Origin of the sequence: Solimonas sp. K1W22B-7 (genome assembly GCF_003428335.1) — a bacterium.
In the GTDB taxonomy this organism is placed as follows: domain Bacteria; phylum Pseudomonadota; class Gammaproteobacteria; order Nevskiales; family Nevskiaceae; genus Solimonas_A.
On the sequence record NZ_CP031704.1, the window covers coordinates 1,461,412 to 1,487,388 of the forward strand.

General features: G+C 67.1%; 25 protein-coding genes. 3 read left to right on the forward strand and 22 right to left on the reverse strand.

Annotation, left to right across the window (positions count from 1 at the left end; genetic code table 11):
* Entirely contained in the window at window positions 1-1,158 is a 1,158-nt protein-coding gene (locus D0B54_RS06750) for a polyamine ABC transporter substrate-binding protein (protein WP_117290413.1), read from the reverse strand.
* A 191-nt stretch (window positions 1,159-1,349) separates the two neighbouring features.
* On the opposite strand from D0B54_RS06750, the gene D0B54_RS06755 reads away from it, so the two are divergent.
* Together D0B54_RS06755 and D0B54_RS06760 are read left to right on the forward strand one after the other, a co-directional pair.
* A complete protein-coding gene (locus D0B54_RS06755; protein ID WP_205527292.1) occupies window positions 1,350-2,006 on the forward strand; it encodes an HNH endonuclease in 657 nt (218 codons plus the stop codon).
* Window positions 2,007-2,083: 77 nt separating this feature from the next.
* Entirely contained in the window at window positions 2,084-2,383 is a 300-nt protein-coding gene (locus D0B54_RS06760; protein WP_117290415.1) for a hypothetical protein, read from the forward strand.
* Window positions 2,384-2,426: 43 nt separating this feature from the next.
* Here D0B54_RS06760 and D0B54_RS06765 read toward each other — a convergent pair whose 3' ends face one another.
* The 8 genes from D0B54_RS06765 to mobA form a co-directional block, all read right to left on the reverse strand.
* Window positions 2,427-2,861 (reverse strand): hypothetical protein, encoded by a 435-nt coding sequence (locus D0B54_RS06765; RefSeq protein WP_117290417.1) that lies wholly within the window; start codon window positions 2,859-2,861, stop codon window positions 2,427-2,429.
* Window positions 2,862-4,097 (reverse strand): molybdopterin molybdotransferase MoeA, encoded by a 1,236-nt coding sequence (locus D0B54_RS06770; protein WP_117290419.1) that lies wholly within the window; start codon window positions 4,095-4,097, stop codon window positions 2,862-2,864. It lies immediately after the preceding gene.
* Window positions 4,097-5,038 carry a bifunctional molybdenum cofactor biosynthesis protein MoaC/MoaB gene (gene moaCB, locus D0B54_RS06775; protein ID WP_117290421.1) on the reverse strand — a complete coding sequence of 314 codons (942 nt, stop codon included), beginning with the start codon at window positions 5,036-5,038 and terminating at the stop codon, window positions 4,097-4,099. Before moaCB ends, D0B54_RS06770 begins: the two co-directional genes overlap by 1 nt.
* Window positions 5,035-5,532 (reverse strand): molybdenum cofactor biosynthesis protein MoaE, encoded by a 498-nt coding sequence (locus tag D0B54_RS06780; RefSeq protein WP_117290423.1) that lies wholly within the window; start codon window positions 5,530-5,532, stop codon window positions 5,035-5,037. The genes moaCB and D0B54_RS06780 overlap by 4 nt, the downstream gene beginning before the upstream one ends.
* Window positions 5,532-5,957, reverse strand: coding sequence for an endonuclease domain-containing protein (locus D0B54_RS06785; RefSeq protein ID WP_117290424.1), 426 nt, complete (start codon window positions 5,955-5,957; stop codon window positions 5,532-5,534). Before D0B54_RS06785 ends, D0B54_RS06780 begins: the two co-directional genes overlap by 1 nt.
* Before the next feature lie 62 nt (window positions 5,958-6,019).
* Window positions 6,020-6,268 carry a MoaD/ThiS family protein gene (locus tag D0B54_RS06790; protein ID WP_117290425.1) on the reverse strand — a complete coding sequence of 83 codons (249 nt, stop codon included), beginning with the start codon at window positions 6,266-6,268 and terminating at the stop codon, window positions 6,020-6,022.
* A gap of 1 nt (window position 6,269) precedes the next feature.
* Window positions 6,270-7,262, reverse strand: coding sequence for a GTP 3',8-cyclase MoaA (moaA, locus tag D0B54_RS06795; protein WP_117290426.1), 993 nt, complete (start codon window positions 7,260-7,262; stop codon window positions 6,270-6,272).
* Window positions 7,255-7,875 (reverse strand): molybdenum cofactor guanylyltransferase MobA, encoded by a 621-nt coding sequence (gene mobA / locus D0B54_RS06800; RefSeq protein ID WP_162932260.1) that lies wholly within the window; start codon window positions 7,873-7,875, stop codon window positions 7,255-7,257. Before mobA ends, moaA begins: the two co-directional genes overlap by 8 nt.
* A 338-nt stretch (window positions 7,876-8,213) precedes the next feature.
* On the opposite strand from mobA, the gene D0B54_RS06805 reads away from it, so the two are divergent.
* Window positions 8,214-9,038 carry a uroporphyrinogen-III synthase gene (locus D0B54_RS06805; protein ID WP_117290428.1) on the forward strand — a complete coding sequence of 275 codons (825 nt, stop codon included), beginning with the start codon at window positions 8,214-8,216 and terminating at the stop codon, window positions 9,036-9,038.
* Between the two features lie 67 nt (window positions 9,039-9,105).
* On the opposite strand, the gene D0B54_RS06810 is transcribed toward D0B54_RS06805, so the two are convergent.
* The 13 genes from D0B54_RS06810 to D0B54_RS06870 all read right to left on the reverse strand — a co-directional run bounded on the left by D0B54_RS06810 (window position 9,106) and on the right by D0B54_RS06870 (window position 25,798).
* Window positions 9,106-11,907: a nitrate reductase gene (locus D0B54_RS06810; protein ID WP_117290429.1), complete on the reverse strand. Its 2,802-nt coding sequence runs from the start codon at window positions 11,905-11,907 to the stop codon at window positions 9,106-9,108.
* Window positions 11,908-11,923: 16 nt separating this feature from the next.
* Window positions 11,924-13,150 (reverse strand): NAD(P)/FAD-dependent oxidoreductase, encoded by a 1,227-nt coding sequence (locus tag D0B54_RS06815; RefSeq protein ID WP_117290430.1) that lies wholly within the window; start codon window positions 13,148-13,150, stop codon window positions 11,924-11,926.
* A 93-nt stretch (window positions 13,151-13,243) separates the two neighbouring features.
* Window positions 13,244-13,591, reverse strand: a complete 348-nt coding sequence (gene nirD / locus D0B54_RS06820) for a nitrite reductase small subunit NirD (protein ID WP_117290431.1) — start codon at window positions 13,589-13,591, stop codon at window positions 13,244-13,246.
* Between the two features lie 11 nt (window positions 13,592-13,602).
* Window positions 13,603-16,152, reverse strand: a complete 2,550-nt coding sequence (nirB, locus tag D0B54_RS06825) for a nitrite reductase large subunit NirB (protein ID WP_117290432.1) — start codon at window positions 16,150-16,152, stop codon at window positions 13,603-13,605.
* A gap of 165 nt (window positions 16,153-16,317) precedes the next feature.
* A complete protein-coding gene (locus tag D0B54_RS06830) occupies window positions 16,318-17,139 on the reverse strand; it encodes an ABC transporter ATP-binding protein (RefSeq protein ID WP_117290434.1) in 822 nt (273 codons plus the stop codon).
* Window positions 17,140-17,233: 94 nt separating this feature from the next.
* Window positions 17,234-18,127, reverse strand: coding sequence for a nitrate ABC transporter permease (gene ntrB, locus D0B54_RS06835; protein WP_117290435.1), 894 nt, complete (start codon window positions 18,125-18,127; stop codon window positions 17,234-17,236).
* 13 nt (window positions 18,128-18,140) lie between these two features.
* A complete protein-coding gene (locus tag D0B54_RS06840) occupies window positions 18,141-19,415 on the reverse strand; it encodes a CmpA/NrtA family ABC transporter substrate-binding protein (RefSeq protein ID WP_117290437.1) in 1,275 nt (424 codons plus the stop codon).
* A 32-nt stretch (window positions 19,416-19,447) separates the two neighbouring features.
* Window positions 19,448-20,761, reverse strand: a complete 1,314-nt coding sequence (locus D0B54_RS06845; protein ID WP_162932261.1) for an alginate export family protein — start codon at window positions 20,759-20,761, stop codon at window positions 19,448-19,450.
* A 257-nt stretch (window positions 20,762-21,018) separates the two neighbouring features.
* Complete coding sequence (locus D0B54_RS06850; protein WP_117290441.1) at window positions 21,019-21,579, reverse strand: ANTAR domain-containing response regulator; 561 nt, start codon at window positions 21,577-21,579, stop codon at window positions 21,019-21,021.
* A gap of 155 nt (window positions 21,580-21,734) precedes the next feature.
* Window positions 21,735-23,102 carry a NarK family nitrate/nitrite MFS transporter gene (locus D0B54_RS06855; RefSeq protein WP_205527293.1) on the reverse strand — a complete coding sequence of 456 codons (1,368 nt, stop codon included), beginning with the start codon at window positions 23,100-23,102 and terminating at the stop codon, window positions 21,735-21,737.
* A 475-nt stretch (window positions 23,103-23,577) separates the two neighbouring features.
* Entirely contained in the window at window positions 23,578-23,976 is a 399-nt protein-coding gene (locus D0B54_RS06860; protein ID WP_117290443.1) for a DUF2721 domain-containing protein, read from the reverse strand.
* Between the two features lie 44 nt (window positions 23,977-24,020).
* A complete protein-coding gene (locus D0B54_RS06865; RefSeq protein WP_117290445.1) occupies window positions 24,021-24,614 on the reverse strand; it encodes a TetR/AcrR family transcriptional regulator in 594 nt (197 codons plus the stop codon).
* A 26-nt stretch (window positions 24,615-24,640) separates the two neighbouring features.
* A complete protein-coding gene (locus tag D0B54_RS06870; RefSeq protein ID WP_117290448.1) occupies window positions 24,641-25,798 on the reverse strand; it encodes a thiolase family protein in 1,158 nt (385 codons plus the stop codon).
* Window positions 25,799-25,977: the final 179 nt, after the last annotated feature.

A 25,977-nucleotide genomic window follows, 5' to 3' on the forward strand; every position in this document is an offset into this window, starting at 1 on the left:
TTACTTGCCGGTCTTGAGTTCGGTCCAGATGCGCGTGTACTGGCGATCCACCTCGGGCGGCACCACCGAGTAGCTGAACAGCTTGGCGGCGACCTCGGCCGGCGGGTAGATGGTGGGATCGTTGCGGATCTCTTCGCTCACCAGCGGTACCGACGACGGCACCGGGTTGGCGTAGTGGATGTAGTTGGTGTTGGACGCCGCCACCTTGGGATCGAGCAGGTGGTTGATGAAGGCGTAGGCGTTGTCGATGTTCTTGGCGTCCTTGGGGATGGCCAGCATGTCGAACCACTGCGGCGCGCCTTCCTTGGGGATGGAGTAGCCGATATGCACGCCGTTCTTGGCTTCCTCGGCGCGGTCACGCGCCTGGATCACGTCGCCCGACCAGGCCACGACCAGGCAGGTGTTGCCGTTGGCCAGCGCGCCCACCAGCTGCGAGGAATGGAAGTTCTGGATGTAGGGGCGGATGCTCTTGAGCAGCACCGCGGCCTTGTCGATCACCGCCGGGTCGGTGCTGTTGGGATTCTCTCCCAGGTAGTGCAGGGCGATGGGGATCAGGTCGGAGGGCGTGTCGAGCAGCGTCACGCCGCAGCTCTTCAGCTTGGCGATGTTCTCGGGCTTGAACACCAGGTCCCAGCTGTTGACCACGTCGGTGGTGCCGAAGGCCTTCTTGACCTTGTCGATGTTGTAGCCGATGCCGGTGGTGCCGCTCATGTAGGGCACGCCGAACTTGTTGCCCGGGTCCTGCTGCGCGATGCGCTGCATCCACTCGGGATTGAGGTTGGCCAGATTGGGGATCTTGGACTTGTCCAGCTGCAGGAACACACCGGCCTGGATCTGGCGGCCGAAGAAGTTCAGCGTCGGCACGACGATGTCGTAGCCGGTGGAGCCGGCCAGCAGCTTGGCCTCCACCACCTCGTCGCTGTCGTAGACGTCGTAGGTCACCTTCACGCCGGTCTTCTGCTCGAAGCCCGGGATCACGTCCTCGGCGATGTAGTCCGAGTAGTTGTAGACGTTGAGGTCCTTGGACGCCGGCGCGGCGGCCGGGGCAGGGGCGGCGGAGGGTGCGGCTGCAGGGGCAGCCTGCTCCTTGCCCTTGCCGCAGGCGGCCAGAACCAGGGCACACAGGGAGAAGACGACCGCGGCGCTTTGCGATTTCATGAAGCGACTCCAGGAAATGGGAAAACCGGGCGCCAACGGGGCGCCGCAGATGCGCGCTACATTCGGGGCTAAACCCCTTCACGTCAAGCAATTAGCGCGCCCGCCGGCGGGGTTTCCCTTGCACCTGCGGCGCTTAGGGGCTACTGTTCAAATTGCTTTAACAATGTTGGTATCCAATGCGCTGAATCCAGATGCTCTTTCCTGGTGCAAGGGAAGGGCGTCAAACAGGTGCTTTCGTGGAGACGATCCCCGCCATCCTCAAGCTGGATGTCGGCGGGCTCCCGGTTTCATGGGTCCGCTGGCAGACTGCCGTCACCCTCTACGCCCGCGACCGCGTGCGATGGGAGGCCGGGGAAGAGCGCTTCACGATCCATGGCGGCATCTGCGCGGCCACCGGCCTGCGCTCCAGCATGGAGATCGGCTCGATCATCGCCGTCGCTGACAAGTCGCGCCGTTTCGAGAAGGGCGTGCCGCTGCTGACCAACCGCACCCTGTTCCAGCGCGACCGTAACCTCTGCCTGTACTGCGGCAAGCTGTTCGGCGCTTCCCACCTGACCCGCGACCACGTCATGCCGGCCTCGCGCGGCGGTGCCTCGGCCTGGGAGAATTGCGTGACGGCCTGCCGCCACTGCAACCAGCGCAAGGACGACCGCACCCCCGAGGAAGCCGGCATGAAACTGCTGGCGGTGCCCTACACGCCGAACCTGGCCGAGTACCTGATCCTGCAGAACCGCAGGATCCTGGCCGACCAGATGGAGTTCCTGGCGTCGTACGCGCGCAAGAACGGGCAGTACAAGAGCGTCAATGGCTCGGTCTTCGGCAATTCCCTCGGGCATCTCGGGAATTAGTTCGCGAAGATTTTTTGAGCTCGGCGGCCACTGCTCTATCCTTGGCGCAGACCCCCCGTACCGAGAGAGAAACCAGCATGGCCGTACTGGTGATTGCCAGCGCCCAGATAGACAAGGAGCTGTACCAGAAGCTGCTCGGCGACATCGCCTGGGAAGCGCAGCGGCCCGAGGGCGCGATCTTCCATTGCGCCGCGTTCGATCAGGCCGGCGTCGTCCACGTGGTGGATGTGTGGGAGTCCGAGGAAGCCGCAGTGCGGCATTTCGAGCGCCATGTGCTGCCGGTGTTCATGGAAAGGAAGCTGGCGGCCCCGAAGCTTTCCATGATGCCGGTGCACGACATGGCCGCGCACGAGGGAATCGAGCTGTTCCGGCTCTGATCGGCGCTCCGAAAAACCGCGTAGGGCCGAGCGGCAGAGGTATTCAGCTGGCTTTGGCGGCACATTTGGTCAGGGCGGTGTCGAGCATGTCCTGCACGATCTGCCAGCCGTCATAACCCCAACAGACGACAAGCGCCAGAAGCAGCAGCGCGCCGGCCGACCCCGCGCGGGCAGTCCAGCCGCGCCGGATGCGGGTGCGGTGCAGCACCCAGGTTCCGGGGGGCGGAGCCTGGCCGATAGCGATCACGCGGACCAAGGTGAGAATCGGCCAGATCGAAAGCAGCGCCAGCGCCAGGCCCAACCACTGCAGCAGGTCGCGGTACCAGCGCATCTGCTGGCAAAGCGGCAGCGAGCTGATGTGACCGAACAGCGCGGGTTCCGCCCAGAATTTCAGGATGGCGCCAAGTACGATCAATGCGCCGATGAGCACTATGCCCAGGCGACGCCCTGCTGGCGTCGGCTCCAGGTATTCGTCCATTCAGGCGGAGCCCAGGGAAATCCAGCGCACCCGCGTCCCCGCCAGCAGCGGCCCTTCGCTCGCCGGCAGCCAGGCCAGCGCATCGGCGCGCGCCAGGTTGCTGAGCATGTGCGAGTCCTGCTTGCCCAGCCGCCCCAGCACCACGCGGCCGGACTCGTCCTGGCCCACGGTGACGCGCAGCAGGCTGTCGCGCTGGCGGTCGGCCTTGAAATCCACCGCCAGGGCGCCCTCGCGCCATAGCGGTGCCGGCTCGTCGGCACCCTCCAGCAACTGCAGTGCGCGGATCACGTGCACGTGCAGGCCGATCAGCACCGCGCCGGGGTTGCCGGGCAGGGCCAGCAGGGGTTGGTTGTCGCGCATGCCGTACCAGATCGGCTTGCCGGGCTTCTGCGCCACCTTCCAGAACACGCGTTCGAAGCCGGCGGCCTGGGCGGCGGCCGGCAGGTGGTCGTGGTCGCCTACGGACACACCGCCGCTGGTGATCACCAGGTCGGCGCAGGCGGCGGCGTCCTGCAGGGCGGCGGTGACCGCATCGAGCGAATCGGGCACGTAGCGCAGCAGCGCCAGCGGATAGCCGCGCTCGGCCAGCCAGCCGTGGCATAGCGGGCCGTTGGCGTCGTGGATCTGCCCGGGGGCCAGGGCCTGGCCGGGCTGGGCCACTTCGTTGCCGGTGACCAGCACGGCCACGCGCGGGCGCGGGCGCGTGCTTACCTGCTGCACGCCGGCCATGGCCAGCGCCGCGAGCAGGCCCGAGTGCAGGCGCCGGCCCGCGGGGGAGATGGGGTCGCCTTCGCGGATTTCCTCGCCGCGGTAGCGGGTGTCCACGCCGGCGCCCAGCGATTCGGTCAGGCGGATCGTGTCGCCGTCGCGCTGCACGATCTCCTGGCGCGCCACGGTATCGGCGCCGGCGGGCAGGGCGCCGCCGGTGAAGATGCGCAGGGCCTCGCCGGGGCCGACGCTCAGGCCGCCGGCATCGCCCGCGGCGATCTCGCCGGTGACGCGCAGCGGCTGCGTCGCGTCGGTGCTGCGCAGGGCATAGCCGTCCACCGCGCCTTGCGTGAACAGCGGCAGGTCCACCGACGAGGCGGCCGGCTCGGCGAGCACGCGGCCCAGGCACTCGTGTACCGGGCCGCGTTCGGCCGCCAGCGGCCGGATGCGCTCGGCGTAGGCATCCAGCGCGCCCTGCAGCGGCAGCAGCTTCCTGTGGCCGCCGCTGTCGCCGCAGTCATGCGCCATCAGCGGATGTCCATGGTGTAGCCGCCGGGATGCGGCCTGTCGTGGCGGCAGATCTCGAAGATGTGCACCAGGCCCGGCAGCAGCGGCGCCAGGGTTTCCAGTGCGCCGCGGCGCGAGCCGGGACAGGTGATCAGCAGGGTGTTGCCGATGAAGCCGGCAACGCCGCGCGACATCAGCGCGAAGGGCGTGCGGCGCTGGCCGAAGGCGCGGGCGGCTTCCATCATGCCCGGCAGCTCGCGCGTGATCAGCGGCTTGAGCGTGTCCACGGTGATGTCGCGCGAGCCCATGCCGGTGCCGCCGACGGTGATCACCAGGTCGATGCCGGCATTGACCTTGGCCTTGACGCTGGCCAGCAGCTGGTCGGGCTCGTCGGGCAGGATTTCGTAGCTCAGCGGATCGAAGCCGGCCGCGATGAGATCGTCGCGCACGCCGGCGCCGGCGGTGTCGGGTTTGCGCCTGGCCGAGACGGTGTCGGACAGCACGATCACGGCGGCGCTGGTGGGCACGCGCAGCTTGCGGCGGAACTGCGACTTGCCGCCCTTCTTCTGCAGCAGCTTGCAGGAGGTCATCTCCAGCTCTTCGGGCTCGCAGTAGGGCTTGAGCATGTCGTAGAGCGTCAGCACGGCGATGCTGGCGGCGGTCAGGGCTTCCATCTCCACGCCGGTGGGCGCGATGGTCTCGACCTCGCTGATCACCTCGACCTGGCCCTCGCCGAGTTCGAAACGCAGGTCGGCGCGGTAGATCGGCAGCGGATGGCACAGCGGGATCAGTTCGTCGGTGCGCTTGGCGGCGAGGATGCCGGCGATGCGCGCCGTCTTGACCGGATCACCTTTCTCGGTGTCGCCCGTGCGCAGGCGCTCGATGCAGTGCTGCGGCGCGCGCAGCGTCGCGGTGGCGGACGCCGTGCGCAGGGAGTCCGGTTTCAGGGAAACGTCTTTCATACGTGGGAGTGCTTGTGATCGCCATGCTCGTGGGCATGGTCGTGGTTGTGTTCATGGGGCAGGTCGGGGCGGATGCAGCAGCCCTGGTTGAAGGCGCTGCTGCCGTCCTCGAAGAATTCCTCCTTCCAGATCGGTACGCGGTGCTTGACCGCGTCCACGGCGTACTTGCAGGCCGCAAAGCCTTCGCCGCGGTGCGGCGCACGCACGGCGCAGTAGATCGCCACGTCGCCGATCTCCAGCATGCCGATGCGGTGGATCACGCGGCAGTGCTGCACGCCGAACTTGTCGAGTGTCTCCTGCTCGATCTCGCGCATCAGCTTTTCGGCCAGCGGCGCGAAGGCGGTGTACTTCAGGCGCAGCACGCGCTTGCCTTCGTTGTGATCGCGCACGGTGCCGGCGAACACCGACAGGGCGCCGCAGTCGCGGTGCTCGGTCATGCCGAGGATGGGGTCGAGCGAGAGGGGTGTTTCGTAGAGGTACATCGAAGAACTCATCAAGTCCCCTCTCCCGCTTGCGGGAGAGGGGTAGGGGAGAGGGTTTCTGTAGCCCTTTCAGCCGTTAGCCTGATTTGCTCAAGCACAGCCTCCGTTTGCTGCATAACCTCATGATTCCAGAACCGTAGCACAGTAAATCCTTCTGCTACGAACCATTGGTCGCGCTGGTTATCGTAGGCTTCGTTGTCGTTGTGTTGGCCGCCGTCCAGTTCGATCACAAGCCGATGCTCCAGGCTGATGAAATCGGCGATGTAGGGGCCTTGGGGGACCTGGCGTTTGAACTTGATGCCGAAGAAGCGGTTGGCCCTGAGGTGGTACCAAAGACGTTGTTCGGCTTCGGTCTGGTGTGCACGAAGGTCCTTTGCATAAGTTCTGAGCTTCACAGAAACCCTCTCCCCGGGTTTTGCCAGGCTGGAGAGTGACATTAAGTCACTCTCCAGTAAGCAAAAACCCCCTCTCCCGCAAGCGGGCGAGGGGAGCGGGTTGGCTATCCGCCCGCCACTGGCGGCAGCAACGCCAGCCGCATCCCGTCTTCCAGGGCCTCCGTACGCAACAGCAGCCGGTCGGCCTGCGCCACGGCGGTGTTGTCCAGGTGCTCGCCCAGTGCCGGGATGGCGTTGGCCAGGGCGTCCAGGGCGTCGGCGACGCTCAGCGCGCCGGCGGGCAGCGCCAGCGTGCGCTCGTCACCGCCGGCGGCGCGCCGCAGGGCGCCCCAGAATTCGAAGGTGATCTGCAAGCTAGCCTCCCAGCGTGTGCATCGTGATCGGCCGTTCCACCGGGGTACGGTGGGCGGCGTAGCCGGCTTCCTTGTTCCAGACGGCGCGGGCGATCTGCTGCACGACGTCGCTCATCGGCTGGCCGCTGCGCATCGGGCCGGCCAGGTCGGTGCCCTGCCGTGCGAACAGGCAGGTATAGAGCTCGCCGCGCACGGTCAGGCGCAGGCGGTCGCAGCTGGAGCAGAAGGGATTGCTGATGGTGGAGATGACGCCGACGCGGTAGTCGCCGTCCAGCGTGTACAGCGTCGCCGGGTCCTCGCTGCGCGGCAGCCGTTCCACCTGGTAGCGCGTGCGCAGGGTGTCCAGCAGTTCCTGTTCACTGACCACGGCGTCAGCCTGCCAGCGGCCGGGGGCGTCCAGCGGCATGTACTCGATGAAGCGCAGCGGCATGCCGCCCCTCAGCGCCCAGTCGGTCAGCGGCAGGATATCCTGCTCGTTGTGGCCGCGCACCAGCACGGTGTTGAGCTTGAACGGCACGCCCAGGGCGACGGCGGCGTCGATGCCGGCCATCACCGGCGCCAGCTCGGCCCCGGTCATGTTGCGGAAGCGCTGTGCGTCGACGCTGTCGAGGCTGATGTTGAGGTCGTCCAGGCCGGCGCGGCGCAGCCCGGGCAGGGCCTCGGCCAGGCGCGAGCCGTTGGTGGTCATGGAGATGCGCTCCAGGCCCAGCGGACGCAGCGTGTTCAGGTCGGCGACGATCCCGGCCAGGTCGGGGCGCAGCAGCGGCTCGCCGCCGGTGAGGCGGATGTTGCGGATGCCCAGGTGGACGAACTCGGTCACCAGGGCGAGCAGTTCGGCGCGCTTGAGGAACTGCTGCTTGGGAATCCACTGCGGCTGCTCGGGCATGCAGTAGCGGCAGCGGAAATTGCAGCGGTCGGTCAGCGACAGCCGCAGCTTGTGCTTGATGCGCCCATGCTGGTCCACCAGTCCGGGGCGGCGGCTGCCGTCAGCCATGGCAGGCCTCCAGGTAATGCTCGGCGGCTTCCAGCTCGGCGGGCGTGTTGACGCTCCAGACCGGGGTGGGATCGGCGTCAGTGAAGTCGGCGGTGACGGCGCCGATGTCGGCCAGCCAGCGTTTCGGCGCGCGCTCGCCGGCGTCCAGCGCGGTGCGCAGCGGGGCGGCGAGGTCGCGGTGCAGCAGGCAGCAGACGTACTGGGCGTCGCCGTCGGCGACGGCATAGGCGGCGGGTGCGGCGCTGTCCTCGATCGCCCGGCTCAGCCGCGCCAGCAAGTCCCCCGGCAGCCGCGCGGCGTCGCAGGGCGCCGTCAGCAGCCAGTCGGTCCGGCTTGCTTCCAGCGCCGCCAGCATGCCGGCGAGGGGGCCACGGAAATCGGGCCAGGGATCTGAAACCACGGTGAGTCCTGAATCGGCGTATTCGGCGAGATGGCGGTTGGCGACGATCAGGATACCACCCGCCTGCGTGGCCAAGGCTGCTTCCACGCGCTGGAAGAGAGGCTTGCCGCGCAGGTGCAGCAGGCCCTTGTCGGCGCCGCCCAGCCGCTCGCCGCGGCCGCCGGCGAGGATCGCGGCGGTCACGTTCAGCGGGCGGGCCGCTACACTGTGCACATGCTGGCTCACCGCAGCATCCTATACCTGAGGGGTCTGTTGACACTATGAACGTCGCTGCGACGGAGACCGTTTTGGCGCAGGGCTAAATTCCGAGGCGCGCCATGTACTGGACGTACATCAGCGACTCGGGATGACGCCCTGCGCCAAAACGGTCCCGCCCTCCGGGTGCCCCCGGATTTGCGGCCATGCTGCGTTGCTCGTCGGTTACTTATTCCCGATAAGCTTCCTCCTCGCGCCTTGCCTGGCCGCAAATCTGGGGGCATCGCAGCGACGTTCATAGCGTCAACAGACCCCCGGCCGGGATGCCGTACTACCCGAACCCAATCGTCAAAAACATGAATGAAGTCAATCTCCAAGGCCGCCGAATCGCGATTCCGGAATCGCGCGAGCTGGATGTTTTCGCGGGGCTCATGGAGCGTCGCGGCGCCAGCGTGCTGCGTTGCCCGCTGATCGACATCCTCGATGCCCCGGACCCGGCGCCGGTGCTGGCCTGGATCCGGGGGTTCAATGCCGGGGCCTGCGACGACCTGATCCTGTTCACCGGCGAGGGCCTGCGGCGCCTGCTGGCGGCCATCGAGCGCCATGAGCCGGCCCTGCGCGAGCCTTTCGTTGCCCGCCTGGGCCAGGTCCGCAAGATCGCCCGTGGCCCCAAGCCGGCGCGGGTGCTGCGCGAACTGGGCCTCAAGCCCGAGATGACCGCCGAGCCGGCCACCACCCGCGGGGTCATCGACCTGCTGCGCGGGCTGAACCTGGAGGGGCGCCGGGTCGGCGTGCAGCTCTACGGTGCCGAGCCCAACCTGCCGCTGATGGAGCATCTGCGCGTGGCCGGTGCCAAGACCCTGCCGGTGGCGCCCTATGTCTACGCCGACGCCGCGGCCGACGCCGAGGTGCTGGGTCTGATCGACCAGATGGAGCAGGGCGGGCTGGATGCCATCGCCTTCACCAGCATGCAGCAGGTGGAGCGGTTGTTCCGCGTGGCCGACAGTGCCGGTCGGCATGAAGCCTTGCTGGCCGGCCTGCGCCGCATCGTGGTGGCCTCGGTGGGGCCGGTGGTGGCCGACCTGCTGACCGCCAAGGGCATCGAGACCCAAGTGGTGCCGGCGGACAGCTTCTACATGAAGCCGCTGACGCAGGCGCTGGTGGATCGGCTGGCACAGTAAGAAGCTGGAGTTCATTCACTGACGCCCTTCGTGCAGGAGCCAGCTTGCTGGCTCCTGCAACTCCAGCCTAGGCCGTTTCCGTCGCCCGCACTTCCGCCAGCAGCTTCTTCAGCTCCGGCACGCAGGAACCGCAGTTGCCGCCCGCCTTCAGGCAACCGGTGATCTCGGCGGTGGTCTTCAGGCCCTTGTCGCGGATCGCCGCGCAGATCGTGTTGCGGCCCACGCCGAAGCAGGAGCAGACCGTCGGGCCGGTGTCGGCGCCCTTCTCGACCGGCTCGCCCACCAGCAGGCCGACGCGGTCGATCTCTTCCAGCTCATCCTTGACGAACAGGCTGGCCAGCCAGGCGCGCGAGGGCAGGTCGGGGCGCGGCGAGATGAACACGCAGCATTCGATGCGGTCGTTCACCACCAGGGCGGCGCGGTAGACGCCGGCGGTGCGGTCCTCGTACTCGATCCAGTCGGCTTCAGGATCGTCGGCGCCGAACAGGCTGCGCGCCCAGGCGCTGCGGTCCATGGCCTTGTCGCGGCCGGCGATCTCGTAGCGCAGGAACTGGCGGCCCTGGATGCGCGTCCACCAGGTGGTGTTCTCCATCTGCAGTTCCTGGCGCGACAGCACGAAGCCGTGCCACAGCACGCGGAACTCGTCGACGCGCACCGGGGTGTGCTTGAACTCCGGCTCGCCCGAGATCGGGTCCACCACCGGGTTCACCAGGCTGCCGACGCGGGCGTCGGAGGCAAACTGCGAATTCCAGTGGATCGGCACGAAGATGTTGCCGCGCGGGATGCCGCCGCCATGCTGCACGCGCGCCACCAGCGAGCCCCAGCGGGTGGAGACGCGGGCCAGTTCGCCGACGCGCACGCCGCTGATCAGGGCGTCCTGCGGGTGCATGTCGACGAAGGGCTCCGGCACGTGGTCGGCCAGCTTCGGCGACTTGCCGGTGCGGGTCATGGTGTGCCACTGGTCGCGCACGCGGCCGGTGTTGAGCACCAGCGGGTACTCCTCGCTGATCGCGTTGGCCGGCGCGCGTACCGGCGTCGGCACGAAATGCGCCTTGCCGTCGAGGTGGAAGTAGCGCTGGTCCTCGAACAATCTTTTCGTCCCCTCTCCCGCTTGCGGGAGAGGGGTAGGGGAGAGGGTGTCTGTAAAACTCTCAGAGTCAGCCCTTCCAACATTCACAGAAACCCTCTCCCCCAGCCCCTCTCCCGCAGGCGGGAGAGGGGAGCGAAGAACAGGCCACTGCACCGGCTGCATCGCGTCGAAGCCGGCTGCGCCCAGGCCCACCAGGCCGCTGAGGTCGAAGCAGCGCTGGCCGTCGTTGCGGAAGGCCGACAGGCGCGCGTGCTCGTCGAACACCGCGTGCGCGCCGTCGAAGTCGAAGCCTTCGTAGCCCATGCGGCGGGCGACGTCGCAGACGATGTCCCAGTCGGCGCGGGCTTCGCCCGGCGCGGCCAGGAACTTGCGCTGGCGCGAGATGCGGCGCTCGGAGTTGGTGACGGTGCCGTCCTTCTCGCCCCAGCCCAGTGCCGGCAGCAGCACGTGGGCAAAGCTGTTGGTGTCGGTCTTGTCGATGATGTCGGAGCTGATCACCAGCTCGCACTTGGCGAGTGCGCGCTTGACCTGGTCGGCGTCCGGCAGGCTGACGACCGGGTTGGTCGCCATGATCCACACCGCCTTGATCTTGCCGTCCTCGATCGCCTTGAACAGGTCCACGGCCTTGAGGCCCGGCTTGTCGGCGATGCGCGGCGAGTCCCAGAACTCCTGCACGGTGTCGCGGTGCCTGGGGTTGCCCAGGTCCATGTGCGAGGCCAGCATGTTGGCCAGGCCGCCGACCTCGCGGCCGCCCATGGCGTTGGGCTGGCCGGTGATCGAGAACGGTCCCATGCCGGGCTTGCCGATGCGGCCGGTCAGCAGGTGGCAGTTGATGATGCTGTTGACCTTGTCGGTGCCGGCCGAGGACTGGTTGACGCCCTGCGAGAAGGCGGTGATGACCTTCTCGGTGCGCGCGAACATGCGGTAGAACTCCAGCAGGTCGTGCTCGGCGATCTTGCAGGCCCGCGCCACCGAGCGCACGTCGCCGGCGGTGTTGTCGGCGATCGCCAGGGTGCGGGCGACGTCGCTGGTGTGCTGGTCGACGAAGCCGGCGTCCATCACGCCATGCTGGTGCAGGAAGGACAGCAGTCCGTTGAACAGCCAGACGTCGGTGCCGGCGCGGACCGGCAGGTGCAGGTCGGCCAGCTCGCAGGTGGCGGTGCGGCGCGGGTCGATCACCACCAGCTTCATCTCGGGCCGCGCTTCCTTGGCCTTGGCGATGCGCTGGAAGATGATCGGGTGGCACCAGGCGGTGTTGGAGCCCACCAGCACCACCAGGTCGGCCTGTTCCAGGTCCTCGTAGCAGACCGGCACCAGGTCCTCGCCGAAGGCGCGCTTGTGCCCGGCCACGGCCGAGGACATGCACAGCCGCGAGTTGGTGTCGATGTTGGCGGTGCCGACGTAGCCCTTCATCAGCTTGTTGGCGACGTAGTAGTCCTCGGTCAGCAGCTGGCCGGAGACGTACAGCGCCACGGCGTCGGGGCCGTGCTGGTCGATGATGCGGCGCAGGCCGCCGGCGACGCGGTCCAGCGCGGTGTCCCAGCTGGCGCGCTGGCCGTCGACCTTCGGGTAGAGCAGGCGGCCGTGCAGGTCCACGGTCTCGCCCAGGGCCGAGCCCTTGACGCAGAGGCGGCCGTAGTTGGAGCCGTGGGCGTCATCGCCGACGACGTCGATCTGGCCGTCCTGGCGGACGCTGGCCTTCACGCCGCAGCCCACGCCGCAGTAGGGGCAGGTGGTGGCGACGGTCGTGGTGGCGGCGAGGGTGGCGGGCAAGGTCACGTGGAATTTTTTGGGTCTAGGCCGCGCGCGGCTCGCAGTAGGCCTGTCCGAACAGCAGCCGGCTGCGCAGGCTGGCGATGTCGGTCTTGTTCTGGATCAACTCGAAGTACCAGGGGCCGTCCTTGACGTCGCCATAGAGTACCGCACCGATCACGCGGTTGCCCTTCAGTACCAGGCGCTTGTAGACGCCGCGGCGCGGGTCGCGCATCACCAGGTCCTCGCTGTCGGCGTCGCCGATGAAGTCGCCGGCGGAGTAGAGGTCCACGCCGGTGACCTTGAGCTTGGTGGCGGTGGCCTGCTGCACGTAGCGCGAGTGGCCGAAGCCGGCGAGGTGGGTGGCGCAGACGCGCGCCTGGTCCCAGATCGGCGCCACCAGGCCGAACAGGGCCTTGCGGTGCTGCACGCATTCGCCCACGGCGTAGACGCGCGGGTCGAAGGTCTGCAGCGTGTCGTCGACGATGATCGCGCGGTCGCACTGCAGGCCGGCGCTCTTGGCCAGATCGATGTTGGGGCGCACGCCCACGGTCATCACCACCAGGTCGGCGGGGATCTCGCTGCCGTCCTTGAAGCGCAGGGCGGTGACGCGATCCGGCCCGACGATCTCGGCGGTGTTGGCGTTGAGCATGATGCGCAGGCCCTTGCGCTCCAGCGAGGTCTTCAGCAGGGCCGCGGCCGGCTTGTCGAGCTGGCGCTCCATCAGGCTGTCCATGACGTGGACCACGGTCACTTCCATGCCCTGGCGCAGCAGGCCGTTGGCGGCCTCCAGGCCCAGCAGGCCGCCGCCGATCACCACCGCATGGCGATGGTTGCGCGCGGCGTCCAGCATGGTCTCCACGTCCTGGATGTCGCGGAAGGCGATCACGCCCGGCAGCTTGTGGCCGGGCACCGGGATGATGAAGGGATTGGAGCCGGTGGCCAGCAGTACGCGGTCGTACTGGATCGCCAGGCCGGACTGCGAGTGAACCGTGCGGCGCGGCCGGTCGATCTTCACCACGGGATCGCCGGCGTGCAGGGTGATGCCGTTCTTCGCATACCACTCGCGCGTGTTCAGCATGATGTCGTCGACGGTCTTTTCACCGGCGAGCACAGGCGACAGCAGGATGCGGTTGTAGTTGCCGTGCGGCTCGGCGCCGAACACGGTGATGTCGTAGAGGTCCGGCGCGAGCCTGAGCAGCTCCTCGACCGTGCGCATGCCGGCCATGCCGTTACCGATGACGACCAGCTTGGGCTTCGATGTAGTCATGTTTGGTTGCCCCCGGGCGGGAGAGTCGTCCTTCACGCGGTACCGGCCCTTTGATAACGGCCCGCACTCGGGAACGACCTCCCGCTTGGGTGCTCAGTGTGCGGCGAGGAGGATCTGCCCGTTCTCGACGCGCGCGGGATAAGCGCGCACGGAGTGTTCGGGGGCTTCCAGGCATTCGCCGGTCTTCAAATCGAAATGATGCTTGTAGATCGGCGAGGCGACCACCGTGCGGTCGCCGAGGCTGCCGATCAGGCCGCGGGAAAGTACCGAGGCCTCGGAGTTCGGATCATAGTTGGAAATCGCGAAAATTCCCCCACCCGTTCCGACGCGGAAGATCGCTACCTGCTCGCCACCGAGCAGGGCGCAGACGCCGGTGTTCGGCACGATGTCTTCCACGGCACAGACCGGGATCCAGGACTTCACGTTGCGGTCGCCATCCATCATGTTTCTCCTTACGCCGCCTTCACCACGACCGGGATCTGCGCCAGCTTCGACTGCTTCTCTTCGGGTGTCGCCGGACGGATCTGGCCGCGCTCCTCGATGAAGACGACGTTGCTGTCGGCCTTGTCGCTGTTGACGAAGTGGCGGAAGCGCTTGCGGGCTTCCGGATCGGTAACGGCCTTCTTCCACTCGCACTCGTAGGTGTCGACGACGTGCTGCATCTCGGATTCCAGCTCGGCAGCGATACCGAGCTTGTCGTCGATGACGACGCTCTTGAGGTAGTCCAGGCCGCCTTCGAGGTTTTCGCGCCAGGTGCTGGTGCGCTGCAGCCTGTCGGCGGTGCGCACGTAGAACATCAGGAAACGGTCGATGTACTGGAGCAGGGTGGCCTTGTCGAGATCGCTGGCGATCAGCTCGGCGTGGCGCGGCTTCATGCCGCCGTTGCCGCAGACGTAGAGGTTCCAGCCCTTCTCGGTGGCGATGATGCCGACGTCCTTGCCCTGCGCCTCGGCGCATTCGCGGGTGCAGCCGGACACGGCGAACTTGAGCTTGTGCGGCGCGCGCAGGCCCTTGTAGCGGTTCTCGATCTCGATCGCCAGGCCCACCGAGTCATCGACGCCGTAGCGGCACCAGGTGCTGCCGACACAGGACTTCACGGTACGCAGCGACTTGGCGTACGCGTGGCCGGTCTCGAAGCCGGCCGCGATCAGCTCCTCCCAGATCTGCGGCAGCTGCTCCAGGCGCGCGCCGAACAGATCGACGCGCTGGCCGCCGGTGATCTTGGTGTAGAGGCCGTACTTCTTGGCCACCTGGCCGACCGCGATCAGGCCGTCGGGGCTGACTTCGCCACCGGCCATGCGCGGGATCACCGAGTAGGTGCCGTCCTTCTGGATATTGCCGAGGAAGTAGTCGTTGGAATCCTGCAGCGCCGCGTGCTCCTTCTTGAGCACGAAGTCGTTCCAGCAGGAGGCGAAGACGCTGGCGGCCACCGGCTTGCAGACGTCGCAGCCCAGGCCCTTGCCATGCTTTTCCAGCAGGGTTTCGAAGGTCTTGATCTGGCCGACGCGCACCAGATGGTAGATCTCCTGGCGCGAGTAGGGGAAGTGCTCGCAGACATGGTTGTTGACCGCCATGCCCTGCTTCTTCATCTCCGACTTCATGACCTGGGTGGCCAGGGCCACGCAGCCGCCGCAGGAGGTGCCGGCTTTCGTGCAGCTCTTGATGGCGCCGATGGTGGTGGCGCCCTCGCAGACCGCCGCGCAGATCTGACCCTTGGAGACGTTGTTGCAGGAGCAGATCTGGGCCGCGTCGGGCAGGTTGTCCACGCCCAGGCCCGGCTTCTTGCCGCCGGAGTCGGGCAGGATCAGGAACTCCGGCGATTCCGGCAGCTCGATCTTGTTGAGCATCATCTGCAGCAGCGTGCCGTACTCTTCGGCGTCGCCCACCAGTACGCTGCCGAGCAGGTACTTGCCGTCCTCGGAAACCACCAGCTTCTTGTAGACCTGCTTGCGCTCGTCGTTGAACTGGTAGACGCGGCTGCCGGGGGTGCTGCCCATGGCGTCGCCGATGCTGGCCACGTCCACGCCCATGAGCTTGAGCTTGGTGCTCATGTCGGCGCCGGTGAACTCGCCGACCTGGCCCAGCATGTGCCTGGCAGCGACGCGCGCCATGTCGTAGCCCGGGGCCACCAGGCCGTAGATGCGGCCGGACCACAGGGCGCATTCGCCGATGGCGTAGACGTCCGGATCCAGGGTGCGGCAGAAGTTGTCGATGACGATGCCGCCGCGCTCGCCGACGCCGAGCTGGCAGGCCTTGGCCAGTTCGTCGCGCGGACGGATGCCGGCGGAGAACACGATCATGTCGGTGTCGAGGTGGCTGCCGTCCGCGAACTTCATGCGGTGGGTGCCGGCTTCGCCGTCCACGATCTCCAGGGTGTTCTTCTGGGTGTGCACGGTGACGCCCAGTTCCTCGATCTTGCGGCGCAGGGTGCGGCCGCCGCCGTCGTCGACCTGCACTGCCATCAGGCGCGGGGCGAACTCGACGACGTGGGTCTGCAGGCCCATGTCGCGCAGGGCCTTGGCGCATTCCAGGCCGAGCAGGCCGCCGCCGATGACCACGCCGGTCTTCGAGCGGGCGCCGCATTCCTTCATGCCCTCGAGGTCTTCGATGGTGCGGTAGACGAAGATGTCCTTGCGGTCCTTGCCCGGTACCGGCGGCACGAAGGGGTAGGAGCCGGTGGCCAGCACCAGCTTGTCGTAGCTCAGGGTCTCGCCGGTGGAGACCGTGATGGTCTTCATGGCGCGGTCGATGCCGGCAGCCTTGGCGTTGAGCTTGAGCAGCAGGCCGTCGCGGCCGAAGAAGTCCGGGGCGACCAGCGACAGGTCCTCGGCGGACTTGCCGGCGAAGAACTCCGACAGGTGCACGCGATCGTAGGCCGGGCGCGGCTCTTCGCAGAGCACGGTGACTTCCAGGTCCGGCAGGCCGGCCTCGGCCAGCGATTCCAGGAACTTGTGGCCGACCATGCCGTGGCCGATCACGACGATTTTCTGCTTCTGACCCATGCTGCCTCGCCCTAATTTGGTTGCGATCAAAAAGAAGCAATCATCGTGCCACTTATAAGTTATTGATTCTTCGTTAATAACTCGTTTTGTCTACCCATGTTGGTGCACCGGCCTCCTGGCAACTGCGCTGCCCTGGAGCGCCAGTGCACCGCCATTGCACGGCAATCAGCCCACTGCCAGTGCAAGCGGGGCGCCACCGTGGCCGCGTTCTGCGCCGCCGTGGTGCAGGAAACGCAGGATCGCGGCGCAGCTGCGGTGGTACTCCGAGTCCTCCGCCAGCTTCAGGCGTTGCCGCGGGCGTGGCAGTTTCACGTCCAGGATTTCGCCGATGGTGGCGGCGGGGCCGTTGGTCATCATCACGACGCGGTCGGACAGCAGCACCGCCTCGTCGACGTCATGGGTGACCATGACCACGGTGCAGCGCAGCTTGGACTGGATCTCCATCAGCGAGTCCTGCAGGTTGGCGCGGGTCAGGGCATCGAGCGCGCCGAAGGGCTCGTCCATCAGCAGCACCTTGGGCTCCATGGCCAGCGCGCGGGCGATGCCGACGCGCTGCTTCATGCCGCCCGACAGTTCGTGCGGGCGCTTGTCGTGGGCCTTGCCCAGGCCCACCAGGTCCAGCGCCGCCTCGGTGCGGCTGCGCAGCTGCGCGCTCGTCTCGGTGGCGCCGAAGACCCGCTCGACCGCCAGGTGGATGTTGCCGTAGGCGGTGAGCCAGGGCAGCAGCGAATGGTTCTGGAACACCACGGCGCGTTCCGGGCCGGGGCCGGCGACCTCGCGGCCGTTGAGCACCACGCCGCCGGTGGTGGGTTCCACCAGGCCGGCGATCAGGTTCAGCACCGTGGACTTGCCGCAGCCCGAGTGGCCGATGAGCGAGACGAACTCGCCTTCGCTGACCTTGAAGTTGACGTTGTCCAGGGCGCGGAAGACGCCGCGCGGGGTACGGAATTCGACCGAGGTGTGGTCGACTTGCAGGTAAGGGGTCATGGATGAACTCCGTTGGGATCCGAGGCCTGTGCGGAAGCCGGCTCTCCGAGGAAAGGAGAGGGGATCGCCGGCGAGCCGGCTTCCGCAGGGCTTTTCATTGATGGCGGTAGTCGAAGCGCTGGGCCAGCTTGCCCATCCCGGCTTCGAGGGCGAGACCCACCGAGCCGATGACGATGATGGCGATGATGATGTGGCTCATGTTGAGGTTGTTCCACTCATCCCAGACCCAGAAGCCGATGCCGACGCCACCGGTAAGCATTTCGCTGGCCACGATCACCAGCCAGGCGATGCCCAGCGCCAGCTTGGCGCCGGTCAGCACATAGGGCACGGTGGCCGGCAGCAGGATCTTGGTGAAGATCTTCCACTCCGACAGCTGCAGCACGCGGGCCACGTTCATGTAGTCCTGCGGCAGCGCGGCGACGCCCATCGCGGTGTTGAGGATCATCGGCCAGATGCTGCAGATGAAGATCACGAAGATCGCCGCCGGGTCCGCCGCCTTGAACACCGCCAGGCCGATCGGCAGCCAGGCCAGCGGCGACACCGGCCGCAGCAGGCTGATGACCGGGTTGAAGGCCTTGCTCAGCAGCGAGAAGCGACCCAGCAGGAAGCCCAGCGGGATGCCCACCAGCGCCGCCAGCCCGAAGCCCAGGGCCACGCGCCCCAGCGACTTCAGCACGTTCCAGCCGATCCCCATGTCGTTCGGTCCGTTGATGTAGAACGGATGCGAGAACAGTTCGACAGCGGCCAGGAAGGTGGCGCCCGGCCCGGGGAGGTAGTCGGAAAACGTGGACACCAGCGCCCAAACCCCGACCAGCACCGACAGGCCGATGGTGGGCGGCAGCGCCGCCTTGCCGGCGGCCACCAGGCCTGCCGCGATGCGGGAGGCGAGGCTGACCTTGGGCTCGGGGGCGATGGGTGTGTTGGCGGCAGCGGGGGCGGTGGTCACGGTATCGGGCTCCACGCTTTGCAGGCGTATGGCGGCGCTCATGGGAATCTCCGGATCAGGCCTTGATGGCGAAGCCGCTGGCGTAGGCGGCCGCCTTCGAGGGGTCGAAGACGGTGCCGTCGAACAGGGTTTCGGTCTTCAGCGGGTTGGTCGGCACGGCGACGCCGAGGGACTTCGCGGCATCGGTGTAGAGCTCGATCTGGTTGATCTGCTTCGCCACGCCGACGTAGTCGATGTCCTGCTTGAGCAGGCCCCAGCGGCGGTGCTGGGTCAGGAACCAGGCGCCATGCGACAGGTAGGGGAAGTTGACCTCGCCGTCCATGAAGAACTTCATGTAGTCCGGGTCCTGCCAGGTCTTGCCCAGGCCGTCCTCGTACTTGCCCTGCATGCGGCCGAGGATGACCGGCGGCGGCGCGTTGACGTAGGACTTGCCGCCGATGATCTCCGAGACCTTGGCGCGGTTGGCCATGGCGTCGATGTGCTTGGAGGCTTCCAGCACCGCGCAGATCATCGCCTTGGCGGTGTTGGGGTACTTGGTCACGAACTCCTTGGTCGTGCCCAGCACCTTCTCCGGGTGGTTCTTCCAGATGCCCTGGGTGGTGGTGGCGGTGAAGCCGATCTTGTCGAAGACGGCGCGCGCGTTCCAGGGTTCGCCGACGCAGTAGCCGTCCATGTTGCCGACGCGCATGTTGGCGACCATCTGCGGCGGCGGGATGACGATGGTCTTGACGTCCTGCATCGGGTCGATGCCGTGGGCCGACAGCCAGTAGTACAGCCACATGGCGTGCGTGCCGGTGGGGAAGGTCTGGGCGAAGGTGTACTCGCGCTTCTTCTGCGCCACCAGCTTCTTCAGCGATTCGCCGGTGGTCGCGCCCTCTTCCTTGAGCTTGTTGGACAGCGTGATGGCCTGGCCGTTGTAGTTGAGGTTCATCAGCACGGCCATGTCCTTCTTCGGCCCGCCGATACCCAGGTGCACGCCGTAGACCAGGCCGTAGAGCACGTGGGCCGCGTCGAGCTGGCCGAGCACCAGCTTGTCGCGCACCGCCGCCCAGCTGGCTTCCTTGGACACGGTGACGTTGAGGCCGTACTTCTTGAACAGGCCCAGTTCCGAGGCCATCACCACGCTGGCGCAGTCGGTCAGCGGAATGAAGCCGATCGTGAGATCGGGCTTCTCGATCGGGCCGATGCCGGCGGCGCTGGCGGATGTCGGCAGGGTCATCGCGCCGCCGGCCACCACGCCGGCGGCGGCCATCAGCGAGTGCCTCAGGAAGTCGCGGCGCGACAGTTCCGCGCTGTTCAGGCCCGCGGCGGCTTTTTCAATCGGGTTCATAGGTTCTCTCCTTGAATTCGGGTCGGCGGCGATCAGAACTTGTATTCGATCCAGGCCCAGTACTTGCTCACGTCGTCGCGGATCGGCGAGGTGGCGGCCACCGGCGCATCGGAATCACCGGAGTAGCTCGCATACTTCAAGCCAATGCCGAGCTGATCGGTGAGCGGGCGGGTCGCCATCAGGTCGAACTCGTCGCCGTAGTCGTCGCCGCCCTCGTCGGCGCTGAACTGGTGGTAGACCGCGGTGAGCACGACCTTTTCCACGGTGGCGCTGGCCTGGAGGTAGAGGCGCTCGAGACCGGTGGCGGGCGTGGTCAGGAACATGTCGGCCCAGCCGTCATGCGCATGCATCGTCGCCAGCGGAGTCTGGAAGCCGTAGGTGCCGTCGCCGCCGAGCACTTCGTAGCCGAGCTTGAGTCCGAACACCTTGTAGCTGGCGCCCAGTTCAGCCAGCGTGTAGCTCGCATCGACGGTATCCGGCGCGTCGGCGTAGTCGCTCTGGTCGGCGTATTCCAGTGCATAGCTCAGGTTGAAGTCCTGCACCGGAACGGTGCCGGTGACGCGCAGGCCGATCGTCTGGCTGTCGCCGGTCGGGTTGCCCGGCGCGATCGGCGCGGGTGCGCCCGCTGCCGCGGCGGCGGCGACGACCGGGTTGGTGTCGAAGTCGAGCAGGTAGCCGTAGGCCGTCAAGGCCAGTGCCTTGTACGGTGCGAAGGCGAAGTTGACCAGGTGACCGTCGATGCCGCGGTTGGGGCTCAGGTCGGGAGCGACGCCGGTGTTGGAATGGTTGAAGACGCGGAACGCGTAGACATTCCTGATGTAGGCATAGTTGAGCGTGGTCTTGGGCAGGAAGGCGTTGGTGAGCAGGACGCCGTCATAAGTCTGCTCGTGCTGGCGCCAGCCGACGTTGCCGATGAAGCGGGCGTTGTCGAAGATGATGCGCTGGCGACCGACCTTCAACGTGGTCTTGGCCGGAGCGGCATAGCGGAGCCAGGCCTGGTTGATCTCGCTGGTTTCCGGATCGGCGACCACCGGGTAAGCCGCACGGCGGTTGCCCTGGTTGTTGTCGGTGCCGTTGAAGTTGTCCTTGCCGAGCACGGTGACGTTCTCGAATTCCAGCTGCGCATCGACGTTGTTCCACTTGCCGGTGGTGTAGCCGAGGCGACTGCGCAGTGTGGTCGCACTGGCCTTCTCGGTGATGGTTGCCGGCAGTTCCTGGTCTACGTTCTCGTAGCGCAGGCGCATGTCGAGATTCGGCGCGCCGCCAGAGATGGCGTACGGCAGGTTCTCGAGCGGATCGGCGCTGGCGATCATCGGAAGGCCCAGGTTGGCGATGGCCAGGGCCATCAAGGTTTTTTGGACAAACGAGTCCCTGCTGCTGCGACGCTGCATGATTAAAGTCCCCAATGACGGTGTGGTCGGCGTTGACCGGAAAATAAAAAAGGCGCCTGCACGGTTTCCCCGTACAGGCGCCATTGCCCGAATCGATTTAGATGGTGATGTCTCGGCAGACCCGCCCTTGGGTTGGCGCCTCGCGGCGCCGCCTCGACACTTGTTTCTATACGAGCAAGTGCCGTGCCAACTCTTCGGTCAGGTCTTGTCTGTCATGCTTTGCCGAGGATGCCGCGTGCCACTTCGACCAGTTTGGTGCTGGACTCCATCGCCATGCGCTGCATGCGTCGGTAGGCACCGGCTTCGCCGAGGCCCTCGCGCTCCATCATGCGGCACTTGGCGAGATCGACGATGCGGCGCTCCTCCATGTGCTGGCGCGCCGTTTCCAGGTCGCGCTGCAGCTGGCGCGTACCATTGAAGTGCGCCACCGCGGTTTCCACCAGCGAGCGCGCGGCGATGGGCGACAGCTGCGGCACGACGTAGAAGCTGACGCCGGCGACAGCGGCTTCGCGGATCATGTCGTAGTCGGCATTGGCGGCGAACATCACCATCGGCTTCGGCGTGTTGCGCGCAATCAGTGCGAGATGCTCCAGCGTGTCGCGCGCCGGGGAATCGGCGGAAATGACGATGGCGTCAGGCTGCAGTTCGCGCGTGTGCTTGTAGATGTCCGAGGTTCCGGAAATGAACCCCAATACCTCGAAGCCCGCTTCGACCAATACTTCTTCCAGAGCCGTGACCTGCTCTGGGCGTGTGTCGACTACCAGTACTCTCATTGGGTCAGCGCGACGTTGCGCATTCCTGTTCTATTCCTGCGGGACCGTACGCCGTTGCACGGTCCGGTAATTTCTAGCTCTCTGCGCCCACAAAAAAGGGCGCATGAATCGCTGCTCGCAAGAACAGCGCCATGCGCCCCGGTTACGGACGGGTGCTAGGCCGGCTGCGGCTCCCCGGAGGGGGCGCCGGCGGCCTTGGCGGCAGCGCGGGCAGCGAGCGCTTCCTGGTAGAGCTTCTCTTCGCTGGACTTGTGCTCGGGGCTGAAGCGCACCGCGATGGCGCAGACCGCGGCCACCGTCACGCAGATGCCGAGGATGTGCAGGGTGGTCTGCGCATCGCCGGTGCCCTTCATCAGGAAGCCCGCGGCCACCGCGCCGACGTTGCCGCCCGCGCCGATGATGCCGGCCACGCCACCGAGGGCCTTGCGGTCGATGAACGGCACCAGGGCGTAGGTCGCGCCGCAGGCCATGTGGGTGAACAGGCCGAAGGTGATCATGGCGACGATCGCCATGCCGACGCTCTGCATCGAGGCGAACCACAGCAGGCCGAGGCCCTCGCCGACGATCAGGACGAACAGCAGCGTGGTGCGGCCGTCGAGACCCTTGGTCTTGGCGACCTTGTCGGAGATGATGCCGCCGAGCGCGCGGGCGAACAGGGCCAGCAGGCCGAAGCTGCCGGCGGCCAGGCCCGCGCTCTTGAGGTCGAGCTTGAACTGGTCGACGTAGTACAGCGCGGCCATGTTGTGGATGAAGATTTCCACGCCGAAGCAGGCGCCGTAGGTGACGAACAGCAGCCAGACGCGGTAGTTGGCGCAGGCCTGCTTGAAGCTGGCCCAGCCGCCGCCCTTGCCGCCGGTGATCTCGATGCCCTTGGCGCGGAGTTCCTGGAAGTTGCCCTCCGGGCAGTCCTGCGTATAGCGCCAGTACATCACCGCCATGATCAGCATCAGCACGCCGGGGACGATCATCGACACGCGCCAGCCCAGGGTCTTCTCGACGCCGAAGCTCAGCACTGCCGCCAGCACCAGCGGCATCACCGTCTGGGTCACGCCGCCGCCGGAGTTGCCCCAGCCGGCCGCCGCCGCATTGGCGGTGCCGACCACGTTGGGCGCGAACATCACCGAGGTGTGGTACTGGGTGATGACGAAGCTGGCGCCGATCGCACCGATGCACAGGCGGAAGAACAGGAAGGCTTCATAGCTCTTGGCGAAGGCCACGCCGAGCACCGGGATGGCACCCACCAGCAGCAGGCCGGTGTAGGCCTTGCGCGGGCCGAACTTGTCGCACAGCGGGCCGATGATCAGGCGGATGATGATCGTCACCGCCACCGCCGCAATGTTGATGTTGGCGATCTGGTCCTTGGTCAGGCCGAACTCGCCCTTGATCACCGGCATCAGCGGCGCGATGGCGAACCATGCGAAGAAGCAGACGAAGAAGGCCATCCAGGTCAGGTGGAAGGCGCGCATCTGCGGGGTGTTGAAGCTGAAGAGGTTGATGCGTGTGGCTTTTGCTGAGGCAATCATGGCGGGCTCAATGCGAGGTTTGCACCGGCTTGACGCAATGCTCATGCCAACAGTGGATCGTCGTTCGGAGCTCTTTCTTTTTCAATTGAAAACAATGGCATGGGGTGCGGCGGCGACTTTTTGTCCGGCCCCCGGCGCGCTTTTGGGGCGCACCGCCCGAGTGCGTGGCGGAAGCATCCCGGTGCAAACCACGTACGGCGAATGCCTCTTTAGGGCCTGTTGACGCTACCGCGACCGCTGCGACGGAGGCCGCCTGGGTGCAGGGCTATGCCCCGAGGCGCGCCGTGTACTAGATGTACATCAGCGACTCGGGGCGACGCCCTGCGCCCAGGCGGCCCCGCCCTCCGGGTGCCCCCGTCTTTGCCGCCATGCTGTGTTGCTCGTCAGTTACTTGGAACCACCAAGCGCCTTCCTCGCGTCGTGCCTGGCGGCAAATACGGGGGCATCGCAGCGATCGCGGTAGTGTCAACAGGCCCTAGTGCGGTTCCATCAGGTCGTCGAGTTCGACGTTCAGTGCCCGCACCGACAGGTAGATCTCGCGCAGCGACAGGGCCAGCGAGGCCAGCATCAGGATCAGCGCCAGTGCGAACAGGGCGGTGGCCAGCGGCTGGTGGTCGAACAGCAGGCCGAACAGGCTGGCGGTGCAGCTCAGCAGGCTCAGTACGCCCAGGGCCTGGGTATGGCGCAGCAGTGCCAGGCGCTGGCGCAGGTTCTCCACCTGCAGCTTCAGGCGCGGATGCGGCTCCTCGCGGTAGCGCGCGATCAGGTGGCGCGCCAGGCTCGCCAGGCCGAGGAAGCGGTTGGTGTAGGCCAGCATCAGCAGCGAGATCGCGGGAAACAGCAGGCCGGGAGTGGAGTAGGTCAGCGGGGTCATGGGGCACGATCGGTGGTCGGGCACCAATTTAACGCATCGGCCCGCTATCCCGTCGCTGAAAGCCCGAAGCGTCGGTGCAGGGCCTCGCGCGAGGTCGCCAGCAGGAACTCCGATTCGGCGCTTCCGGGCATCGCTCGCGCCATTGCCAGGGCTCCGGCCAGCTCGGCCAGCAAGGAAGCGGCGGCCTGCCGCGGTCGGGCCTGGCCCGTGGCCTCCAGCAGGCCGGCCAGTCGCGCGCTCACGGCCTCGATGCCGGCACCGAAGGCGCGCCTGGCCGCGCCGGCCAGATGCGGCGCCTCACCGCAAAGCGCCGGGATGGGGCAGCCGCGGGCACGGTCGTCGCGGTGGCGCTGCGACAGGTAGAAGTCGATATAGCCGGCCAGGGCCTCGGCCGGCGTGCGCTGCCGGGTGTATTCGTCGATCTTGCCGAGGATGTCGGCGAACATTGCTGTCATCGCCTCGGCGATCAGCTCGTCCTTGGACTTGAAGTGGGCATAGAAGCCGCCGTGGGTCAGGCCGGCCTTGCCCATGATCGTGGCCACACCGACGCCGCGCGCGCCCTGCGCGCGGATCGCGCGCGCCGCTTCCCTGAGCAGCAGCGCGCGCGTGCGTTCCTTGTGGTCGGCGTCGTAGCGCATCGGGTGATTTTACCGGAAGGCCGCGCTCAGGCGGCCTCCAGGATCGTGGCGATGCCCTGGCCGCCGCCGATGCACTGCGTCGCCAGCGCGTAGCGCTTGCCCTCGCGCTTGAGCAGCTGCGCCGCCTTGCCGGTGATGCGCGCGCCGGTGGCGCCCAGCGGATGGCCCAGGGCGATGGCGCCGCCGTCCAGGTTGACCCTGGAGCGGTCGATGCCCAGCTCGCGCAGGCAGGCGGCGGCCTGGCTGCCGAAGGCCTCGTTGATCTCAACGATGTCGATGTCCTCGATCTTGAGGCCGGCGCGCGCCAGTGCCTTGCGCGTGGCCGGCACCGGGCCCATGCCCATCAGCTCCGGCTCGCAGCCGGCTACCGCCACCGCGCGGATGCGCGCCAGGATCTCCAGGCCATGCCGCTGCGCGAATGCCTCGGAGCAGACCAGCACCGCGGCGGCGCCGTCGGTCAGCGGCGAGGCGGTGCCGGCGGTGACGCTGCCGTCGGCGTGGAAGGCCGGCTTCAAGGCCGCCAGCCCCTCGGCCGTGGTCTGCGGGCGCAGGCAGCCGTCGCTGTCGACGACGCCTTCGGCCGTGTTCACCGGCGCGATCTCGCCGGCCAGGTGGCCGCTGGCCTGCGCCGCGGCGGCCTTCTGCTGCGACTCCAGCGCCAGCTGCTCCTGCTCGGCGCGCGGCACGCCGTAACGCTGGGCGACGTTCTCGGCGGTTTCGCCCATCGTCACGTAGGCCTGCGCGTCGAACTCGGGGTTCTCCACGCCCGGCTGACGGAAGCGCGGGTTGGGCGAGGCGTTGAAGCCGCCCTGCGGCACGCGCGACATCGATTCCACCCCGGCACAGATGAAGGCCTCGCCGGCGCCGATCGCGATCTGGCCGGCGGCGATGTGGATGGCGTTCATCGATGAGCCGCAGAAGCGGTTCACCGTGGCGCCGCCCACCGACTGCGGCAGCCCGGCCAGCAGGCCGGCGATGCGTGCAATGTTGCTGCCCTGCTCGGCCTCGGGATAGGCGCAACCCATGATCACGTCCTCGATCAGCACCGGGTCCAGCTTCGACCGCTCGACCAGGGCCTTGATGGCGACGGCGGCGAGGTCGTCCGGGCGCGTGCCGGCCAGGCGGCCCTTGCGGGCGAAGTGGAAGGGGGTGCGGACATAGCCGGCGATGACGGCGGTGCTCATGGCTTGCTCCTGGTGAGACGGCTGAAAAGATCAGCAATCCGCAAATGGACGCAAAGAACGCAAATGGAAGCATGGCGTTGCTGCCGCCTCAGTCGCGCAGTTCCCGGCGTGGCCAGCCGATGGCGCTTCCTGCTTGTCCATTCGCGTTTATTTGCGTTCATTTGCGGACCCTCTGTTGC

Excerpts from the sequence above, each read along its gene's own strand:
- D0B54_RS06780 (WP_117290423.1), bottom strand. The coding sequence starts at position 5,532 with ATGAGTTCTTCGATGTACCTCTACGAAACACCCCTCTCGCTCGACCCC.
- D0B54_RS06855 (WP_205527293.1), bottom strand. The coding sequence starts at position 23,102 with ATGATTGCCTCAGCAAAAGCCACACGCATCAACCTCTTCAGCTTCAAC.
- D0B54_RS06770 (WP_117290419.1), bottom strand. The coding sequence starts at position 4,097 with ATGGCGCATGACTGCGGCGACAGCGGCGGCCACAGGAAGCTGCTGCCG.
- D0B54_RS06760 (WP_117290415.1), top strand. The coding sequence starts at position 2,084 with ATGGCCGTACTGGTGATTGCCAGCGCCCAGATAGACAAGGAGCTGTAC.
- moaA (WP_117290426.1), bottom strand. The coding sequence starts at position 7,262 with ATGGCTGACGGCAGCCGCCGCCCCGGACTGGTGGACCAGCATGGGCGC.
- D0B54_RS06850 (WP_117290441.1), bottom strand. The coding sequence starts at position 21,579 with ATGAGAGTACTGGTAGTCGACACACGCCCAGAGCAGGTCACGGCTCTG.
- D0B54_RS06860 (WP_117290443.1), bottom strand. The coding sequence starts at position 23,976 with ATGACCCCGCTGACCTACTCCACTCCCGGCCTGCTGTTTCCCGCGATC.
- D0B54_RS06785 (WP_117290424.1), bottom strand. The coding sequence starts at position 5,957 with ATGTCACTCTCCAGCCTGGCAAAACCCGGGGAGAGGGTTTCTGTGAAG.
- D0B54_RS06865 (WP_117290445.1), bottom strand. The coding sequence starts at position 24,614 with ATGCGCTACGACGCCGACCACAAGGAACGCACGCGCGCGCTGCTGCTC.
- D0B54_RS06830 (WP_117290434.1), bottom strand. The coding sequence starts at position 17,139 with ATGACCCCTTACCTGCAAGTCGACCACACCTCGGTCGAATTCCGTACC.
- D0B54_RS06870 (WP_117290448.1), bottom strand. The coding sequence starts at position 25,798 with ATGAGCACCGCCGTCATCGCCGGCTATGTCCGCACCCCCTTCCACTTC.
- D0B54_RS06750 (WP_117290413.1), bottom strand. The coding sequence starts at position 1,158 with ATGAAATCGCAAAGCGCCGCGGTCGTCTTCTCCCTGTGTGCCCTGGTT.
- nirB (WP_117290432.1), bottom strand. The coding sequence starts at position 16,152 with ATGGGTCAGAAGCAGAAAATCGTCGTGATCGGCCACGGCATGGTCGGC.
- D0B54_RS06815 (WP_117290430.1), bottom strand. The coding sequence starts at position 13,150 with ATGACTACATCGAAGCCCAAGCTGGTCGTCATCGGTAACGGCATGGCC.
- ntrB (WP_117290435.1), bottom strand. The coding sequence starts at position 18,127 with ATGAGCGCCGCCATACGCCTGCAAAGCGTGGAGCCCGATACCGTGACC.
- D0B54_RS06845 (WP_162932261.1), bottom strand. The coding sequence starts at position 20,761 with ATGGCCCTGGCCATCGCCAACCTGGGCCTTCCGATGATCGCCAGCGCC.
- D0B54_RS06765 (WP_117290417.1), bottom strand. The coding sequence starts at position 2,861 with ATGGACGAATACCTGGAGCCGACGCCAGCAGGGCGTCGCCTGGGCATA.
- D0B54_RS06805 (WP_117290428.1), top strand. The coding sequence starts at position 8,214 with ATGAATGAAGTCAATCTCCAAGGCCGCCGAATCGCGATTCCGGAATCG.
- D0B54_RS06840 (WP_117290437.1), bottom strand. The coding sequence starts at position 19,415 with ATGAACCCGATTGAAAAAGCCGCCGCGGGCCTGAACAGCGCGGAACTG.
- moaCB (WP_117290421.1), bottom strand. The coding sequence starts at position 5,038 with ATGAAAGACGTTTCCCTGAAACCGGACTCCCTGCGCACGGCGTCCGCC.
- nirD (WP_117290431.1), bottom strand. The coding sequence starts at position 13,591 with ATGGATGGCGACCGCAACGTGAAGTCCTGGATCCCGGTCTGTGCCGTG.
- D0B54_RS06755 (WP_205527292.1), top strand. The coding sequence starts at position 1,350 with ATGCTCTTTCCTGGTGCAAGGGAAGGGCGTCAAACAGGTGCTTTCGTG.